Origin of the sequence: Pseudomonas sp. COW5 (assembly GCF_026240005.1) — a bacterium.
In the GTDB taxonomy this organism is placed as follows: Bacteria; Pseudomonadota; Gammaproteobacteria; order Pseudomonadales; family Pseudomonadaceae; genus Aquipseudomonas; species Aquipseudomonas kribbensis.
This window is the reverse complement of the sequence record NZ_JAPHVP010000001.1, coordinates 1,398,470-1,415,890: the sequence shown is the minus strand read 5'-3', so window position 1 is coordinate 1,415,890 and position 17,421 is coordinate 1,398,470. Positions and strand designations below refer to the sequence as shown.

Sequence of the window (17,421 nt, the reverse complement as noted above, 5' to 3'; positions counted from 1 at the left end):
TGCATGACGCAAGTCACGGTGAAACAACTGGCCGATGAGGTCAAAACACCGGTAGAGCGCCTGTTGCAGCAGATGCGTGAGGCAGGTCTGCCGCACACCGCCGCCGAAGAACATGTGACTGACAGTGAGAAGCAATCCCTGCTGACTCACTTGAAGAGCAGCCACAAGGCGAAAGTGGAAGAACCACGCAAGATCACGCTGCAGCGTAAAACCACCAGCACCCTGCGTGTGGCTGGCAGCAAAAGCATCAGCGTTGAAGTCCGCAAGAAGAAAGTTTTCGTACAGCGTAGCCCGGAAGAAATCGAAGCCGAGCGCAAGCGTGAACTGGATGAGCGTCGCGCAGTAGAAAATGCTGCCCGTCAAAAGGCTGAAGAAGAAGCCCGTGTTCGCGCCGAAGAAGAAGCGCGTCGCCAGCCTGCTGCTGCACCGACCGCTTCCGCCGAGCCTGTTGCTGCGCCTGCGCCAGCCGCTGAACCCGTGCGCGAAGCTGCACCGGTTGTGGCTGCTGCGCCAGCTGCCGACACTCGCAAGCGTGACGAACAGCGCCGTCCGGACAAGCCACGCGCCGACGACAACAACCGTCGCGGCAGCGGCGATGGCGAGCGCAAGAACGCTCCGCATCGCGCTTCGGTCAAGGAAAAGGCACCGGCTCCACGTGTGGCGCCACGCACTACCGACGAAGAAAGCGATGGCTTCCGTCGCGGCGGTCGCGGCAAGGCCAAGCTGAAGAAACGCAACGCCCACGGTTTCCAGAGCCCGACCGGCCCTGTCGTGCGTGAAGTGAAGATCGGCGAAACCATCACTGTTGGCGATCTCGCTCAGCAGATGTCGGTGAAGGCTGCTGAAATCATCAAGTTCATGTTCAAACTGGGTACTCCAGCGACCATCAACCAGGTGCTTGATCAGGAAACTGCTCAGTTGGTAGCCGAAGAGCTGGGCCACAAAGTGACCCTGGTCAGCGACACCGCCCTGGAAGATTCCCTGGCCGAGTCCCTGAAGTTTGAAGGTGAGGCTGTTCCTCGTGCGCCGGTCGTGACCGTAATGGGTCACGTTGACCACGGCAAGACCTCGCTGCTCGACTACATCCGTCGTGCGAAGGTAGCCGCTGGCGAAGCCGGTGGTATCACCCAGCACATCGGTGCCTACCACGTTGAAACCGAACGCGGCATGGTCACCTTCCTCGACACCCCGGGTCACGCCGCGTTTACCGCAATGCGTGCCCGTGGTGCCAAGGCGACCGACATCGTGATCCTGGTGGTTGCGGCGGACGACGGCGTGATGCCACAAACCATCGAAGCTGTTCAGCATGCTCAGGCGGCTGGCGTTCCTCTGGTGGTTGCGGTGAACAAGATCGACAAGCCGGGCGCTGATCTCGATCGCATCCGTAGCGAACTGTCGGCCCACGGCGTGACCTCCGAAGACTGGGGTGGTGACACTCCATTCGTTCCGGTCTCGGCGAAAATGGGTACCGGCGTCGACGAACTGCTTGAGGCGGTGTTGCTGCAAGCCGAAGTTCTCGAGCTGACTGCAACCCCATCGGCTCCTGGCCGTGGCGTCGTGGTTGAGTCGCGTCTGGACAAGGGCCGTGGCCCGGTAGCGACTGTTCTGGTTCAGGACGGTACGCTGCGTCAAGGCGACATGGTGCTGGTCGGCTCGAACTATGGCCGCGTGCGCGCCATGCTCGACGAGAACGGCAAGCCGATCAAGGAAGCGGGCCCGGCCATTCCGGTCGAGATCCTCGGCCTGGACGGTACGCCTGATGCTGGCGACGAGATGAGCGTGGTTGCCGACGAGAAGAAAGCCCGTGAAGTGGCTCTGTTCCGTCAAGGCAAGTTCCGCGAAGTCAAACTGGCTCGCGCTCACGCCGGCAAGCTGGAAAACATCTTCGAAAGCATGGGTCAGGAAGAGAAGAAGACGCTCAACATCGTCCTCAAATCCGACGTCCGTGGTTCGCTGGAAGCACTGCAGGGCGCTCTGAACGGCCTGGGCAACGACGAAGTGCAAGTGCGCGTGGTCGGTGGCGGTGTCGGTGGTATCACCGAATCCGACGCCAACCTGGCACTGGCTTCCAACGCTGTACTGTTCGGCTTCAACGTGCGTGCCGATGCCGGCGCACGGAAGATCGTCGAGCAGGAAGGTCTGGACATGCGTTATTACAACGTGATTTACGACATCATCGAAGACGTCAAGAAAGCCCTGACCGGTATGCTTGGCAGCGATGTTCGCGAGAACATCCTCGGTGTGGCCGAAGTCCGTGACGTGTTCCGTTCGCCTAAGTTCGGCGCCATCGCCGGCTGCATGGTGATCGAGGGTACTGTTCACCGTAACCGTCCGATCCGCGTACTGCGTGAAGACATCGTGATCTTCGAAGGCGAGCTGGAATCCCTGCGCCGCTTCAAGGATGACGCTTCCGAAGTACGTGCCGGCATGGAGTGCGGTATCGGCGTGAAGAGCTACAACGACGTCAAGGTCGGTGACAAGATCGAAGTCTTCGAGAAGGTTCAGGTTGCTCGCAGCCTCTGACTCGCGCACTTCAAGGGCCACGTCCGGCCGTCGCATGAAAATGCGCGGTACGGCGTCAGGACTCTAAACGCAACGCCCGGTCTGGCTTTTTGTCAGGCCGGGCGTTTGCCGCTTTCAGACCTTGCGGGTTTCACCGCAGGGCAGTAACAGGTAACAAATCATGGCAAAAGAATACAGCCGTACCCAACGTATCGGCGATCAGATGCAGCGCGAGCTGGCCCAGCTGATCCGTCGTGAAGTCAAAGATCCGCGTGTCGGCCTGGTCACCATTACCGCTGTCGATGTCAGCCGTGACGTGGGTCACGCGAAGATCTTCATCACCGTGATGGGGCAGGAAGGCGCTGCCGATATCGCACAGACCATCAAGGTGCTCAACGCTGCCGCCGGCTTCCTGCGCATGCAGCTGGGGCGCGAAATGAAACTGCGCAGCGTGCCGCAATTGCATTTCCACTACGACGAGAGTGTCGCCCGTGGTGCACACCTGTCGGCTCTGATCGAGCGCGCGGTGGCCGAAGACAGTCAGCACGAAACTGCTGCACCCGAAGACACCAAGGAGTAACTCGGTGGCTCAGGTCAAACGTATCCGTCGTAACGTCAGTGGCATCATCCTGCTCGACAAGCCGCTGGGGTTCACCTCCAACGCCGCGTTGCAGAAGGTTCGCTGGCTGCTCAACGCCGAGAAGGCCGGTCACACCGGCAGTCTCGACCCGCTGGCCACCGGCGTGCTGCCGCTGTGCTTTGGCGAAGCAACCAAGTTCTCGCAGTACCTGCTCGATTCCGACAAGGGTTACGAAACCCTGGCGCAACTGGGCAAGACCACCACCACGGCAGACGCCGAGGGCGAGGTTTTGCAGGAGCGCCCGGTGACCGTTGGTCAGGCCGACATTGAAGCGGTCCTGCCGAAATTTCGCGGTCAAATCAGTCAGATACCGCCGATGTACTCGGCTCTCAAGCGTGATGGCCAGCCGCTGTACAAGTTGGCCCGTGCAGGCGAAGTAGTGGAGCGCGAACCGCGTTCTGTTACTATTGCGCGCTTGGAATTGCTGGCCTTCGAAGGCGATACTGCGCGTCTTGCGGTGGATTGCAGCAAGGGCACCTATATTCGTACCCTGGTGGAGGATATCGGTGAGCAACTCGGTTGTGGTGCGTACGTCGCTGAATTGCGCCGTACCCAGGCCGGGCCTTTCACCCTGGCGCAGACCGTGACCCTCGAAGAGCTCGAAGCGGTACATGCCGAAGGCGGCAACGAAGCGGTCGACCGCTTCCTGATGCCATCGGACAGCGGCCTGCAGGATTGGCCACTGCTGCAGTTCTCGGAAGCGAGCGCGTTCTACTGGCTCAACGGCCAGCCGGTACGTGCCCCGGATGCTCCGAAGTTCGGCATGGTGCGGGTACAGGATCATAACGGTCGCTTCATCGGTATCGGTGAAGTGAGCGAAGACGGGCGCATCGCGCCGCGTCGACTGATTCGGTCAGAATGACCGAACGAGTGTGGCTGTTAACAGGCACGGTCACTACTCATTTATAGATACAGGGATTTGTCCCTGGCCTGTTGAAACCGTTTTTGTAACGGTTTCCTGATAAAAGGATTGCCTCATGGCTCTCGACGTTCAAGAAAAAGCCCAAATCGTAGCTGACTACCAGCAAGCTGTTGGTGACACTGGTTCGCCAGAAGTGCAAGTTGCACTGCTGACCGCCAACATCAACAAACTGCAAGGTCACTTCAAGGCCAACGGTAAAGACCACCACTCCCGTCGTGGTCTGATCCGCATGGTTAACCAGCGTCGCAAGCTGCTGGACTACCTGAAAGGCAAGGACCTGAGCCGTTACAGCGCTCTGATCGCTCGCCTGGGTCTGCGTCGCTAATCAGCGATTGCGCTAGAGGTTGGTTGTCTGTCGTGCGTCAACGGGTTTCCCGCTGGCGCATGGCAGGCTCCCAGCCTCAAGTTTTATCTGAACTACCGTTTTACCCGGACAATCAGCGGGCCGATTCCCGACGTTGCCCAAGAATTTCGCAAGAAACCAGTTCCCCCAAGAGCCACAAAGAAGGTAGGACACCGTGAACCCGGTAATCAAAAAATTCCAGTTCGGTCAGTCGACCGTTACCCTCGAGACTGGCCGTATTGCCCGTCAGGCCTCCGGCGCAGTATTGGTCACCGTTGACGACGACGTCAGCGTATTGGTGACCGTAGTCGGTGCCAAGCAAGCCGATCCGGGCAAGGGTTTCTTCCCTCTGTCCGTTCACTACCAGGAAAAGACTTACGCTGCCGGCAAGATCCCTGGCGGTTTCTTCAAGCGTGAAGGCCGTCCTTCCGAGAAAGAAACCCTGACTTCCCGACTGATCGACCGTCCGATCCGTCCGCTGTTCCCTGAAGGCTTCATGAACGAAGTGCAGGTTGTCTGCACCGTCGTTTCCACCAGCAAGAAGACCGATCCGGACATCGCTGCGATGATCGGTACCTCGGCTGCCCTGGCGATCTCGGGCATTCCGTTCGACGGCCCGATCGGCGCCGCCCGCGTTGCTTTCCACGAAAGCACCGGCTACCTGCTGAACCCGACCTACGAGCAGCAAGCTGCCTCGAGCCTGGACATGGTCGTTGCCGGTACTTCGGACGCCGTACTGATGGTTGAATCGGAAGCCAAAGAGCTGACCGAAGACCAGATGCTGGGCGCGGTACTGTTTGCTCACGACGAGTTCCAGGTCGTGATCAACGCAGTCAAAGAACTGGCTGCCGAAGCGGCCAAGCCAACCTGGACCTGGGCACCGGCTCCGGAAGCTACCGAGCTGCTGGCCGCCATCCGTTCCGAGTTCGGCGAAGCGATCTCCCAGGCTTACACCATCACCATCAAGGCCGACCGTTATGCGCGTCTGGGCGAGCTGCGTGACCAGGTCGTTGCCAAGCTGTCCGGCGAAGAAGGCCAGCCTTCGGCTTCCGACGTCAAAGCTGCATTCGGCGAAATCGAATACCGCACCGTTCGCGAAAACATCGTTAACGGCAAGCCACGTATCGACGGTCGCGACACCCGCACCGTACGTCCGCTGAACATCGAAGTCGGCGTTCTGCCGAAGACCCACGGTTCGGCACTGTTCACCCGTGGCGAAACCCAGGCTCTGGTAGTCGCGACTCTGGGCACCGCCCGTGACGCACAACTGCTGGACACTCTGGAAGGCGAGAAAAAAGACCCGTTCATGCTGCACTACAACTTCCCTCCGTTCTCGGTGGGCGAGTGTGGTCGCATGGGTGGCGCCGGTCGTCGCGAAATCGGTCACGGCCGTCTGGCCCGTCGTTCGGTTTCGGCCATGCTGCCTGCCGCTGACGTGTTCCCGTACACCATCCGTGTGGTTTCGGAAATCACCGAATCCAACGGTTCGAGCTCGATGGCTTCCGTTTGCGGCGCTTCCCTGGCCCTGATGGACGCTGGTGTTCCGATGAAGGCTCCGGTTGCCGGTATCGCCATGGGTCTGGTTAAAGAAGGCGAGAAATTCGCCGTCCTGACCGACATTCTGGGTGACGAGGACCACCTGGGCGACATGGACTTCAAAGTAGCCGGTACCGCCAAAGGCGTCACCGCGCTGCAGATGGACATCAAGATCAAGGGCATCACCGAAGAGATCATGGAAATCGCTCTGGGCCAGGCCCTGGAAGCGCGCCTGAACATCCTCGGCCAGATGAACCAGATCATCGGTCAGTCGCGTACCGAGCTGTCGGCCAACGCTCCGACCATGATCGCGATGAAGATCGACACCGACAAGATCCGTGACGTTATCGGTAAAGGCGGCGCGACCATCCGTGCGATCTGCGAAGAAACCAAGGCTTCGATCGACATCGAAGACGACGGTTCGATCAAGATCTTCGGCGAAACCAAGGAAGCAGCTGAAGCAGCACGTCAGCGCGTTCTGGGCATCACCGCAGAAGCCGAGATCGGCAAGATCTACGTCGGCAAGGTTGAGCGCATCGTCGACTTCGGCGCATTCGTCAACATCCTGCCGGGCAAGGACGGTCTGGTTCACATCTCGATGCTGAGCGACGCTCGCGTAGAGAAAGTGACCGACATCCTGAAAGAAGGCCAGGAAGTGGAAGTGCTGGTACTGGACGTGGACAACCGCGGCCGTATCAAGCTGTCCATCAAAGACGTGGCAGCGGCCAAGGCTTCGGGCGTTTAATCACCCCGCAGCATTAGCGCAATAAAAATGCCCCGCCGTGAAAACGGCGGGGCATTTTTTTGCCTGCGAAATATCGAGTCATTCTGCGAAGTTGCCGACCTTCAATACCGGTGCTAGGTTTAGCCCACCGCCCGTGTAGCTCAGCCGGTAGAGCAGCGCACTCGTAACGCGAAGGTCGCAGGTTCGATTCCTGTCTCGGGCACCACTTCCCCTTATTTCACCTTGCGGCTCAACTCCTCGACGGTGCGTTTGAGCTGATCCATCGCGCGATCCTGATCGTTGAGCTTCTGCTTCAGGCTGGAGATTTCGCTGTTGTTCGAACTGGAACTGGAGCCGCTGTTACGCTTGAGGTCGTCGACCTGACGGCTCAGCGTATCGATCTGGCGGTCCTGTTCCTTGACCTTGTTCTTCAGATCATCAATCTCTCTGCCGCTGGAGCTTGAGCTGGAACCGCTGCTGCGCTTGAGTTCTTCGATCTGACGCGACTGGTCGCTGACGGTGTCGCGCATCTTTTTCAGGTCTTCGACACCGATACCGCTTTTGATCACCACGTCTTTGCCGAAATCGTTGTGAATGGCGGAGATCTGGTCGCCATAGGAAGGGCTGCTGCTACTCAGTTCAACGGCCATTGCGCTGGCCGGCAGGGCCAGGGTGCCCAGCAGGGCGGTCAACGCGGCGGCGGACACAACAGAAGAAATCTTCGAAAAGCTGCGCATCACTGGGTTTCCTTGTGAACAGCGAAGGTGAGTGCCGATATGGCACATCGCTATGACTTGGAAATCCGGTTTATGTTCCGCAGGTCAACTTTTTGTGGGAGAGATGTAAAGACCCGTGTAATTCGCTCGCCAAACGTCCTATATTCGCTGTCTGCATGAGCATCGCCCAGCAGTTTTCAGATGATCCCGAATGGTTCCGAAGGCCGGACAATCCGCGTCAGAGAGATCCTTGATGATCCAGATCCATCTTCCATTCTTACGATCAGCGAGAACGCCATGACTGAATTGACCCAAGAGCAACGCCACGAACAAGCGCTGGAGAAGTACAAACTTGATGCGCCGGAGTTGATGGACGAGATCAAGGACCTGAGTCCCGATGAGCAGAAGGACCAGATCCAGTGGGCGTTCGAAGACGAAGCCGAGGCCCAGGGTTTGCAGCCGTGGGAACTGACGCTCAAGTACACCAGCAGCCCTGAAGAGTTCGAGGCCAAGCGCCTGGAGCTGCACAAGGAGGCGGCCGAAGTGCTGGGTGTCGATTGGGAAGAGTACTGCGAGATGAACAATCTGGTGGTCTGAAACAAAAACGCCAGCCTAGAAAGGGCTGGCGTTTTTTATTGCGCGCTCGATTCAGAGGCTCAGGCGCATCGACAGGTCCACGGCCTTCACATCCTTGGTCATCGCACCGATCGAGATGTAATCCACCCCGGTCTGGGCAATCGGCAGCAACGTGCTTTCGTTGATGCCGCCGCTGGCTTCCAGCTTCGCCTTGCCGCCGTTCAGGCGCACGGCTTCGCGCATGTCGTCGAGGCTCAGTTCGTCGAGCATGATGATGTCGGCGCCGGCCGCCAGCGCTTCCTTCAGTTCATCCAGGCTTTCCACTTCGATTTCCACCGGTTTGCCCGGCGCGATCTTGTGCGCGGCAGCAATGGCCTGCGGGATTCCGCCGCTGGCGGCAATATGGTTTTCCTTGATCAGGAACGCGTCGTACAGACCGATGCGGTGGTTATGGCAGCCACCGCAGGTGACCGCGTATTTCTGCGCCAGACGCAGGCCCGGCAGAGTCTTGCGGGTGTCGAGCAGTTTCACGTCGGTTTCGGCGACGAAATCCGCGAGGTATTGCGCACGGGTGGCTACGCCGGACAGCAACTGCAGGAAGTTCAGGGCACTGCGTTCACCGGTCAGCAGGGAACGGGCCGGGCCCTCCAGGTGAAACAGCGGCTGGTTCGGCGAAACCCGTTCGCCATCGCGCACTTGCCAGTGCACCGCCACCCGAGGATCGAGCTGACGGAACACCGTATCGACCCAGGCTGAGCCGCAAATCACGGCGGCGTCACGGGTGATGATGGTGGCTTTGGCCAGGCGTTCGGCCGGGATCAGTTGCGCGGTGATGTCGCCGCTGCCGATGTCTTCGAGCAACGCACGGCGCACGTTGGCTTCGATTTCGGCGGTCAAATCGGCGAGACGTAGATTCGGCATAACGGGCTCCACAAACTAAGTGGCCCGATTATAGGGGCATGGCGTCGGCCAACCCAAGGCGAGAACGGCTACGTAGCGCTGCATCCGGTCGATTTTCTTTGAGCAAACCCGATTCCGGCGTGGTCACTGGAAGGTATCGCGTATAGGGGAAACCCTGACGGCTCTGGCGCCGGAGACAACTTTTGCAAGATAATCCGCCTTGCATTTGACGCCATGACTTTGACGTCGGCAAATCACCGTTTCAGGAGGCTTGGATGCACAACGACGGGAACGTAGTGCCTTTGCACAAGGCCGCTACCGATCAGGCGACTCACTCGCCGCTCGCCCGCCTGCCTGTGATTCTGCTTCAGGTTCGCGACAAGGCTGCACAGCGCTTGCGCAATGGCCTGCAGGAACTGTTCGATAACGCCGACGATACCCTGTTCGAAATGGCCGACCGGGCGCGCAACGACGTCGAACAGAACATCTTTTTCGAAGCCATGCGCGACCTGCGCCTCAAGCGCAAGAACATCGAGCGCGGCTTTCTCGAACAATTCTTCGAGGCCTTCGTCGGCCTCACTCAATATGATCCCGTACCGAACGTCGTGCCTCACGCGTTGCAGTACGAGGACACCACGGCGCGCACCGACGACATGGAGCGCAGCGTTGCGATCGAAACGATGGTGGGGCGCGTACTGAATCGCGACGGTTTCGCCCTTGATCAATTGACCGCGCGATTCAATGCGCTGCTCGGCAAATCCCTGGACGATCAACACAACCCGCTGGGTCCGGCGATGCTGTGTGAGTATTTCCTCCAGGCCGGACGCAACCTGGGCGTGGAGATCAAGGTCAAGCTGATCCTGCTCAAACTGTTCGAGCGCTATGTGCTGGCCGACACCGACCAACTCTTCGCGGAGGCCAACCAACTGTTGGTCGCCACCGGGGTGTTGCCCGAGCTGAAGCCTGCACCGGCCCGCCGGGCCAGGGATCACGCCTCGGCCAGCGCGCACAGCGAGTTCGACGAGCACGATCAATCGCCGGCGGACGCGGGCGTGCAGGAAGTTTTCACCGCACTTCAGGAGTTGCTGTTGCACGTGCGCGGTAGTGTCGCGCCGACCCTTGAACCGAGTGCGGCGACCCAGCCGATTTCCACCCGCGACCTGCTGCGTCTGCTCTCGCACTTGCAGCAGTACGTGCCGGCGCTGGCGGGGCAGGAAGACTTCGATCTGCGCAATCAGCTTGAACAACTGCTGACCCGGGTCAGCGTGAAAAGCGGCAAGTCGCGGATCGTCGGCGGTGCGGACGAGGATGTGATCAACCTGGTCGCCATGGTGTTCGACTGCATTCTTGACGACCGCAACCTGCCGGATTCGCTCAAGGCGCTGATCGCCCGGTTGCAGATCCCGATGTTGAAAGTCGCGGTGATCGACAAGAGTTTTTTCAGTCGCAGCAGCCATCCGGCACGACGCCTGCTCAATGAAATCGCCGAGGCAGCCATGGGCTGGGGTGAATGCGACGGTGATGCGCGCGACAGCCTCTATCTGCGTATCGAGCAAGTGGTGCAGCGCTTGCTGGCGGATTTCGTCGATGACCCGGCGATTTTCTCCGAGTTGCTGGCGGACTTCCTCACCTTCACCAGCGACGAGCGCCGCCGCAGCGAACTGCTTGAGCAGCGTCTGCGCGATGCCGAAGAGGGCCGGGCGAAGACCGAACTGGCCCGCCTGCGTGTCGAACAGGCGTTGAACCAGGCGATGCTCGGCAAAGTCCTGCCGCCGACGGTGGTGACCTTCGTCGAGGCGGCCTGGAGCAAAGTCTTGCTGCTGACGTGCCTCAAGCACGGCGATCAGTCCGCCGAATGGCAGGCCGACGTGCAGACCATGGAGCAGTTGATCTGGAGCGTGCAGCGTCACGAGGATGCCGGGTCGGGCCTGCGCTTGCTGTCGCTGGTGCCGGGACTGCTCAAATCGCTGCGTGACGGGCTGAGCAGTTCGGCGTTCGATCCGTTCGCCACCAGCGAGTTTTTCAGTGCGCTGGAAGCGTTGCACGTTCGTTTGCTTCAGCCTTCCGCCGAGCCGGATCAGGCCGAATCGCCGCCGATGATCCAGGTGTCTCAGGCCATCGTTCTGCAGACCGCCGACGAAGGTCATCCGATGTTGGGCCCGGAGCGTTTGCCGGCCGATGACGCCAGTTTGCGTCAGGTCGACCAGTTGCGCCTGGGCAGCTGGGTGGCGTTCGAAGAGGATGAAGAGCACACCTTGCGCTGCAAACTGGCGGCAATCATCGAGGCGACCGGCAAGTATGTGTTTGTCGACCGCACCGGAATGAAGGTGCAGGAGCGCAACCGCATCGCCCTGGCCATGGAGTTCCGTCGCGGGACAGTGCGGGCGCTGGACGACACCTTGCTCTTCGACCGCGCGCTGGAGTCGGTGCTCGGCAATCTGCGACGGCTCAATCGCGGCAAGTGATCGCGCGCCGGGGGCCGATCACGGCATACTGGGCGCCAACACAGTCGGCGTTGAAGGAATCGGTATGCAGTTGGATCCCGCAAGCGGGTGGTGTCACGGGGTGCAGGTCTGCCCCTCGCCCAACTTCAATGAACGCCCGGCGGGCGAAGTCTCCCTGTTGGTCATCCACAACATCAGCCTGCCGCCGGCGCAGTTCGCCACCGGCAAGGTGCAGGAATTTTTCCAGAATCGTCTGGATGTCACGGAGCATCCCTATTTTGCAGGGATCGCCGATTTGCGCGTCTCCGCGCATTTCCTGATCGAACGTGACGGCAAGGTCACCCAGTTTGTCTCCTGTCTTGAGCGTGCCTGGCATGCCGGCGTGTCGGTGTTCGAAGGGCGGGAAACCTGTAACGATTTTTCCGTGGGCATCGAACTCGAAGGCACCGATGATCTGCCATTCACCGATGCGCAGTATCAGGCGTTGGTCGTGCTGACCCGGCATTTGCAAAAAGCGTTTCCAGCGATCACTGTCGAACGTATCTGCGGACACAGCGACATCGCACCCGGACGCAAGACCGACCCTGGACCCGCATTCGACTGGGCACGCTACCGCGCCGCCCTGGCACAAGAGGAAGGACAATGAGTTTTCTGGTGTTACTGCTGGCGGTATGGATCGAGAAGTTCTCGGCCCTGCGCCATCGGGTTCAACGCGATGGCGGATGGATCCGCGAACTGCACAAGCTTGAAAGCGGCAACCTGGCAAAACGGCCGTGGCTGGTGCTGGTCATTCTGGTGCTGCTGCCGGTGGCATTGCTGGGGTTGTTGCTGCTGGTGCTGGAGCCGGTTGCCTACGGCCTGCTGGCTCTGCCGGTGCATTTGCTGGTGGTGATTTACAGCCTGGGGCGCGGTGATCTGCTCGGCGGTCTCGGCCCGTTCCGTGATGCCTGGCGTCGGGAAGACTTGCAAGCCGCCGCTCACGTGGCCAAGCGCGATCTGGATATCTGCGCCGAGAGTGGCGAGCAACTCCTTGAACAGGTGCAGCAGCATCTGCTGTGGCAGGCCTACCAGAGCTTTTTTGCGGTGATTTTCTGGTACTTCCTGCTTGGTCCGGTTGCCGCGCTCAGCTATCGCCTGCTGGCGCTGGCGGAGGAAAACGCACAGAACCCGGCACTGGCCGAGCGGGCAGGGCAGCTGCGGCATGCGTTCGACTGGGTGCCGGTGCGCCTGCTGGCGGCGAGTCTGGCTCTGGTCGGCAACTTCGTCGCGGTCAGCCGGATCATGCTGCATGAGCTGTTGAACTGGAACATCAGCGCCGCGCAATTGATCAACAGAGTCGGCCTGGCCGCCGGAGAAATTCCGCCCGCCGCCGTTGGCCCGGAAGGCATCAACACCCTCGATTGCCTGTGGGAACTGCTGCTGCGTGCAGCGGTGTTGTGGTACGCCGGGTTTGCCCTTTGGACCGTCCTGGTCCACTGATGCCTGCCTGAAGATCAAAATCTCGCCCGAACGCAGCCCGCGTTCGGGCGATCCTCTGCCGTTAACCTTAAGTTACAAAACCTCCCTTCGATTTGAGCTATACAGAGATAGCGTCCGATAGTGGCTATCTGCTGTCGCTTCGCGCCTGCCAATAAAAACAAGAAAAAACCAAGGGAGACTTCCAGTGAAGAGCTTGCTCTATCCCGCCGTCTCGCTGATGAACCGCCTGAGCTTCGGCATGAAGTTCAGCTTGATCAGCGTGCTGTTCCTGGTACCGATGCTGGTGACCAACTTCTATCTGGTGCGCGATTCCTATCGCGAATTCCAGGGCACCCGGGTGGAGTTGCAAAGCCTCGACCTGCTGGGCAGCAGCCTGACCCTGCGTCGGGATCTGGAAACCCTGAACAACCTGGTGCAGATCAACGTCACCCTCGGCCAGTCGGGCAAGGCCGGCAATGTCGAGTCGCAAATCACCAGTCTTGAGCAAAACGTTCTAGCGCGCCTGCAAGGGCTGACGGCCATGACCGACGACCCGGAGCAAATCAAGGTCTTCGATGCCAAGCGCGATGAAATGATCGCCGCGTTCAAGGCCCAGCAAGCGGAGAACTCCCTGCAAAGCAAAAGTGCGCTGATCGGCAAACTGCTGGGCAGTGCGCAGATTTTCAGCCAGATCGTCGCCAGTCAGGCCGGCCTGAGCCGAGACAACCAGAGCGATATCCGCCAACTCAGCGAACTGGTCACCGCGATTACGCCAGCCATCACTCAGACTCTTGGCGAAGGCCGGGCCATGGGCTCTTTCTCGTTGGGGCAGGGTTTTCTCAACAGCTCCTCCAGCACCCGCTTCGACGAACTGCTTGCCCAGATCGAAAAGCTTCAGGGCGAGTACGGGCTGAAACTGCAGGACGCGCTGGGCTCGAGCAAAGCCGCGCGGGATACGCTGAGTGCTGCGGCCGACGCCAGCAAGGCCACGCTGAAGCAGGCCAGCGAAATCTTCGAAGAGCAAGTAGTGGTCGCCGAGACCCTCGATGCGCCGTGGCAGGCTTTTTACGATCAGGTCACCGGGCTGATGGACCGCACGTATCAGCTCAACGAAGCCACCCTGAAATTTCTCGATACCCAATTACAACAACGCCTGACGCAGAACCGCACGCACATGGTGTTGCAGGCCGTGGCGCTGTCTGTGGTGTTCGTGCTGATTTTCTACCTCTACGGCGGCTTCTATGCCTCGACCCGCAATACGCTAAAACGTCTTGGCGCGATGATGGACAAAGTCGCGGCCGGAGACATGACGGTCAACTTCGTGGCCCATAGCCGCGATGAACTGGGCGAACTGGGCGAAGTGTTCAATGGCACGGTGCGCAAGATCCACGACCTGATCGAGCGGGTCGGCCATACGGTCGGCGAAGTCGAGCGTCAGGCCGGACAAGTGGAAGATGTCTCGGCGCAAAGCAACCAGGCCGTGGCCGGTCAGCGCACCCAGATTGAGCAAGTGGCCACGGCCATGAACCAGATGTCGGCGACCTCTCAGGAAGTCGCGCGCAGTGCGGCGGCTGCGGTGAGCAGCGCCCACAGCGTCAATGACGAAACCATCAGCGGACGTGGCCTGGTGGAGTCGCAGCAGGGCAGTATCGCGGCACTGGCCAGCGAGATCGATCAGTCGGTGCGGGTGATCAATCAGTTGGCCAGCGACAGTCAGTCGATCAGCAGCGTGCTGGAGGTGATCAAGAGTATCGCCGAGCAGACCAATCTGCTGGCCCTCAACGCGGCGATCGAGGCGGCGCGGGCCGGTGAGCAGGGCCGGGGTTTTGCGGTGGTGGCGGACGAAGTGCGGACGCTGGCCAAACGCACCCAGCAATCGACCGAAGAAATCGAGCAGATGATCGCCAAACTCCACGGCGGGGTCGGTGCAGCGGTGAAAGCCATGGGCGTCAGTCACTCGATGGCCAGCGGCACCGTCGGGCAGTCGGAAAAGGTCCAGCAGGCGCTGGAAAACATCCTCGGTGCGGTAGGCATGATCGTCGATCAGAACCAGCAGATCGCCGCTGCCGTTGAGCAGCAGACGGCCGTCGCCCATGACATCGACCAGAATATCGTCGAGATCAACCGCGCCGGCGAGCGCACGGCCGAAGGTGCTTATCAGACCGAAAATGCCAGTCGGGCCCTGTCGGCGCAGGTGGTTGAGTTGAAGCAGTTGATCAGCGCCTTCCGGGTTTAAGCAGCCTGCCTCTCCGGAGGCAGGTATGTCGGAATAATTTGTAGTACTTCTTTGCTTACGTTTGTAAGCAATTTCCTGATTTCCTCCGGGCTCTGATTTTTCGTCTTCAATGGATCAAGATCATATCAACTGACCGTTTGGAGGAGGCCACACATGTCTGTTGCAACCCTGGGAGTCCAGGGCCGCTGTGCCCATTGCCAGACCACGCTTTTGCTCAAACCCTGGCAACTGAATGCCATCGCGATCAATGAACCGTTCACCTGCGCTCACTGCCAGAAAACCCTGGAGCTGCGCTGCCCGAAACAGATCAGACGCTTCAAATCCCTGGATTCACTGGGCCTGTTGCGCTTCAGTGCATCGGTGACGGTGTGTACTGCGTTGCTGGTGGCGCTGGTGATGGAATGGGTGGGACTGCTCAGTGTGACTGAACAGTTGAATGCTTCACTGATCGTGATTTTCGTGTACTTCGCGCTGGCACGTTTTGTTCGCCACCGTCAGCACATGACCTTGATTCTCGATGCGGCGAAAGCCCACGGCGACTGACTACCAGCCGAACACTTCACAGCAGTTGGCGGTGCTGGCCTCGGCAAGTTGTTCTGCACTGATACTCATCAATCCCGCCAGCGCGTTGCAGATCGCCGGCAGATGCGCCGGAGTATTGCGCACGCCGGGGTACATGGCGGGCGCCATGTCCGGTGAGTCGGTTTCCAGTACCACCGAGCCCAGCGGTAAATCCGCCAGTACACGATGCATGCGCAACGCCTGGGGCCAGGTCGGCGCGCCGCCGAGACCCAGTTTGAAACCGAGTTTGATGTATTCCCGCGCTTCTTCACGGCTGCCGGCAAAGGCATGGATGATGCCCCCGCGCTTGAGCCTGAAGCGCTTGAGTGTGGCAATCACCGCCGCGTGGCTGCGCCGCACATGAATCAACGCCGGTAACCCGAAATCCGCTGCCAGTTGCAGTTGCGCGTCGAACAGCGTCTGCTGGCGTTCGCGGTCGAGGGTTTCGATGAAGTAATCCAGTCCGATTTCGCCGACAGCACACAGTTGTCGATGACCGCGCAGCCGTGTCAGCCAGTCGCCCAGGGCAAGCAAGTCTTCCGGTCGATGCTGATCGAGATACACCGGGTGCAGGCCGAAAGCCGCGTACAGCTCTGGATCGCTTTGCACCAGATCCCACACCCGCTGCCAGTTCCCCTCGTAGACCCCGAGCACCACCATCCGCCGCACCCCGAGGGCACGGCTTTCCGCCAGCAACGCCGCACGGTCGGCGTCGAAGTCGGGGAAGTCCAGATGGGTGTGGCTGTCGATCAGCTCCACGGCTCAGTCCCGGTGAATACGCTGCTTGAAGGTACGGGCGATGGCCTGCACGCCAGGCTGGTAATCCGATTGCTCGACCGCCGCCAGCGCCAGTTCCAGTGCCTTGTCGGCGATCAACTGGTGCTGCTGGGCCATGGCGTTGACCGGCAGTGGCAGGAAGTCCAGCAACTGGGTGTCGCCAAACGTGCCGAGACGCAACGGGCGGTTTTTCAGCGGGAAGTCATGCAGAGCGTCGAACACACCCTGCAACAGTACGTAGGACGTGGTCACCAGCGCATCCGGCAAATGCCCGAGGCGTTGCAGGAGTTCTTCCATCAATTGCTTGCCGCACTCGCGGCTGAAGGACTCGGCGTGTTCGATCAGCACTTCGCCCTTGAAGCCGGTGAGGGCCTGTTTGAAGCCGGCGGCACGTTCCTGGCTGATGCTCAGTTCCGGGCGAGCGCCCAGCAGCACGATCTGTTTCGGCTGCGGGTCGAGCAGGCTTTCGGTCAGGTGCAGGCTGGCTTCGCGGTCGTCGCTGACCACCGAGCAGAAATGCTCGGGGTCCATCACCCGGTCGATGGCGATGACCGGCAAGCCCTTGGCCTGCAACTGGCGGTAGCTGTCGTCACCGGCCGGCAGGCAACTGGCGACGATCAACGCATCGCAGCGTCGGGCGCGGAACAGCTGCAGCAATTGCCGTTCGCTGTCCGGCGCATCGTCGGAGCTGGCGATCAACAACTGATAGCCCCGCGCCCGGGCACCTTGTTCCAGCAACTTGGCGATCCGCGCGTAGCTGGGGTTTTCCAGATCCGGCAGGATAAAACCCAGGGTCCGGGTGTGCCGACTGCGCAGCCCGGCCGCCTGTGGATTGGGAGTAAAGCCGTGCTGATCGACCACCGCCCGCACCCGCTCGACGGTCGCGGTGCTGATCCGTTGCTGTTCGGCCTTGCCGTTGATGACGTAGCTGGCGGTGGTCACGGACACTCCGGCCAACCGCGCGATATCACTGAGTTTCAACCCGGGATTTCCTTGTTTTTTCGAGCTTGCCGCCACATTTTCGCCAATCCTACCCGATTCAGGCAGGCGACCATTGTCGCAGCGCATCCGACAAGTTGGACTTCA

General features: G+C 60.2%; 15 protein-coding genes and 1 tRNA gene. 12 read left to right on the top strand and 4 right to left on the bottom strand.

The genetic code is table 11. The annotated features are described in order from the left end of the window. Nucleotides 1-3: 3 nt before the first annotated feature. The 6 genes from infB (at nucleotide 4) to OQ248_RS06480 (ending at nucleotide 6,893) form a co-directional block, all read left to right on the top strand. The gene (gene infB / locus OQ248_RS06505; RefSeq protein WP_085711845.1) at nucleotides 4-2,523 is read left to right on the top strand and encodes a translation initiation factor IF-2; all 2,520 of its coding nucleotides are present in this window, start codon (nucleotides 4-6) and stop codon (nucleotides 2,521-2,523) included. Between the two features lie 160 nt (nucleotides 2,524-2,683). Next, nucleotides 2,684-3,082 carry a 30S ribosome-binding factor RbfA gene (gene rbfA, locus OQ248_RS06500; RefSeq protein ID WP_119426654.1) on the top strand — a complete coding sequence of 133 codons (399 nt, stop codon included), beginning with the start codon at nucleotides 2,684-2,686 and terminating at the stop codon, nucleotides 3,080-3,082. A gap of 4 nt (nucleotides 3,083-3,086) precedes the next feature. Continuing rightward, nucleotides 3,087-4,004: a tRNA pseudouridine(55) synthase TruB gene (gene truB, locus OQ248_RS06495; RefSeq protein WP_007953739.1), complete on the top strand. Its 918-nt coding sequence runs from the start codon at nucleotides 3,087-3,089 to the stop codon at nucleotides 4,002-4,004. A gap of 115 nt (nucleotides 4,005-4,119) precedes the next feature. Beyond that, nucleotides 4,120-4,389, top strand: coding sequence for a 30S ribosomal protein S15 (rpsO, locus tag OQ248_RS06490; RefSeq protein WP_085698397.1), 270 nt, complete (start codon nucleotides 4,120-4,122; stop codon nucleotides 4,387-4,389). Between the two features lie 193 nt (nucleotides 4,390-4,582). Next, nucleotides 4,583-6,688 carry a polyribonucleotide nucleotidyltransferase gene (gene pnp, locus OQ248_RS06485; protein WP_007953735.1) on the top strand — a complete coding sequence of 702 codons (2,106 nt, stop codon included), beginning with the start codon at nucleotides 4,583-4,585 and terminating at the stop codon, nucleotides 6,686-6,688. Nucleotides 6,689-6,817: 129 nt separating this feature from the next. After that, nucleotides 6,818-6,893, top strand: a tRNA-Thr gene (locus OQ248_RS06480). A gap of 7 nt (nucleotides 6,894-6,900) precedes the next feature. Here OQ248_RS06480 and OQ248_RS06475 read toward each other — a convergent pair. Continuing rightward, nucleotides 6,901-7,404 (bottom strand): hypothetical protein, encoded by a 504-nt coding sequence (locus OQ248_RS06475; protein ID WP_265812350.1) that lies wholly within the window; start codon nucleotides 7,402-7,404, stop codon nucleotides 6,901-6,903. A gap of 276 nt (nucleotides 7,405-7,680) precedes the next feature. Between OQ248_RS06475 and OQ248_RS06470 the strand changes: the two genes are divergently transcribed. Further along, entirely contained in the window at nucleotides 7,681-7,980 is a 300-nt protein-coding gene (locus OQ248_RS06470) for a DUF6388 family protein (protein ID WP_085729552.1), read from the top strand. 51 nt (nucleotides 7,981-8,031) lie between these two features. Here the strand turns inward: OQ248_RS06470 and nadC are convergent, their stop codons facing one another. Further along, on the bottom strand, nucleotides 8,032-8,880 hold the full coding sequence (nadC, locus tag OQ248_RS06465; protein WP_265812349.1) for a carboxylating nicotinate-nucleotide diphosphorylase: 849 nt from the start codon (nucleotides 8,878-8,880) through the stop codon (nucleotides 8,032-8,034). A gap of 254 nt (nucleotides 8,881-9,134) precedes the next feature. Here nadC and OQ248_RS06460 point away from each other — a divergent pair, with 254 nt between their 5' ends. The 5 genes from OQ248_RS06460 to OQ248_RS06440 all read left to right on the top strand — a co-directional run bounded on the left by OQ248_RS06460 (nucleotide 9,135) and on the right by OQ248_RS06440 (nucleotide 15,540). Continuing rightward, a complete protein-coding gene (locus OQ248_RS06460; protein WP_265812348.1) occupies nucleotides 9,135-11,324 on the top strand; it encodes a DUF1631 domain-containing protein in 2,190 nt (729 codons plus the stop codon). A gap of 64 nt (nucleotides 11,325-11,388) precedes the next feature. Then, the gene (gene ampD, locus OQ248_RS06455) at nucleotides 11,389-11,949 is read left to right on the top strand and encodes a 1,6-anhydro-N-acetylmuramyl-L-alanine amidase AmpD (RefSeq protein WP_265812347.1); all 561 of its coding nucleotides are present in this window, start codon (nucleotides 11,389-11,391) and stop codon (nucleotides 11,947-11,949) included. Continuing rightward, nucleotides 11,946-12,782: a regulatory signaling modulator protein AmpE gene (ampE, locus tag OQ248_RS06450; protein WP_265812346.1), complete on the top strand. Its 837-nt coding sequence runs from the start codon at nucleotides 11,946-11,948 to the stop codon at nucleotides 12,780-12,782. The genes ampD and ampE overlap by 4 nt, the downstream gene beginning before the upstream one ends. Before the next feature lie 184 nt (nucleotides 12,783-12,966). Beyond that, nucleotides 12,967-14,997, top strand: coding sequence for a methyl-accepting chemotaxis protein (locus OQ248_RS06445; RefSeq protein ID WP_265812345.1), 2,031 nt, complete (start codon nucleotides 12,967-12,969; stop codon nucleotides 14,995-14,997). A 153-nt stretch (nucleotides 14,998-15,150) separates the two neighbouring features. Continuing rightward, a complete protein-coding gene (locus tag OQ248_RS06440; protein WP_134825462.1) occupies nucleotides 15,151-15,540 on the top strand; it encodes a hypothetical protein in 390 nt (129 codons plus the stop codon). On the opposite strand, the gene OQ248_RS06435 is transcribed toward OQ248_RS06440, so the two are convergent. After that, nucleotides 15,541-16,317: a TatD family hydrolase gene (locus tag OQ248_RS06435; protein ID WP_265812344.1), complete on the bottom strand. Its 777-nt coding sequence runs from the start codon at nucleotides 16,315-16,317 to the stop codon at nucleotides 15,541-15,543. A 3-nt stretch (nucleotides 16,318-16,320) separates the two neighbouring features. Next, the gene (gene cra / locus OQ248_RS06430; protein WP_265812343.1) at nucleotides 16,321-17,316 is read right to left on the bottom strand and encodes a catabolite repressor/activator; all 996 of its coding nucleotides are present in this window, start codon (nucleotides 17,314-17,316) and stop codon (nucleotides 16,321-16,323) included. Between the last annotated feature and the right edge of the window lie 105 nt (nucleotides 17,317-17,421).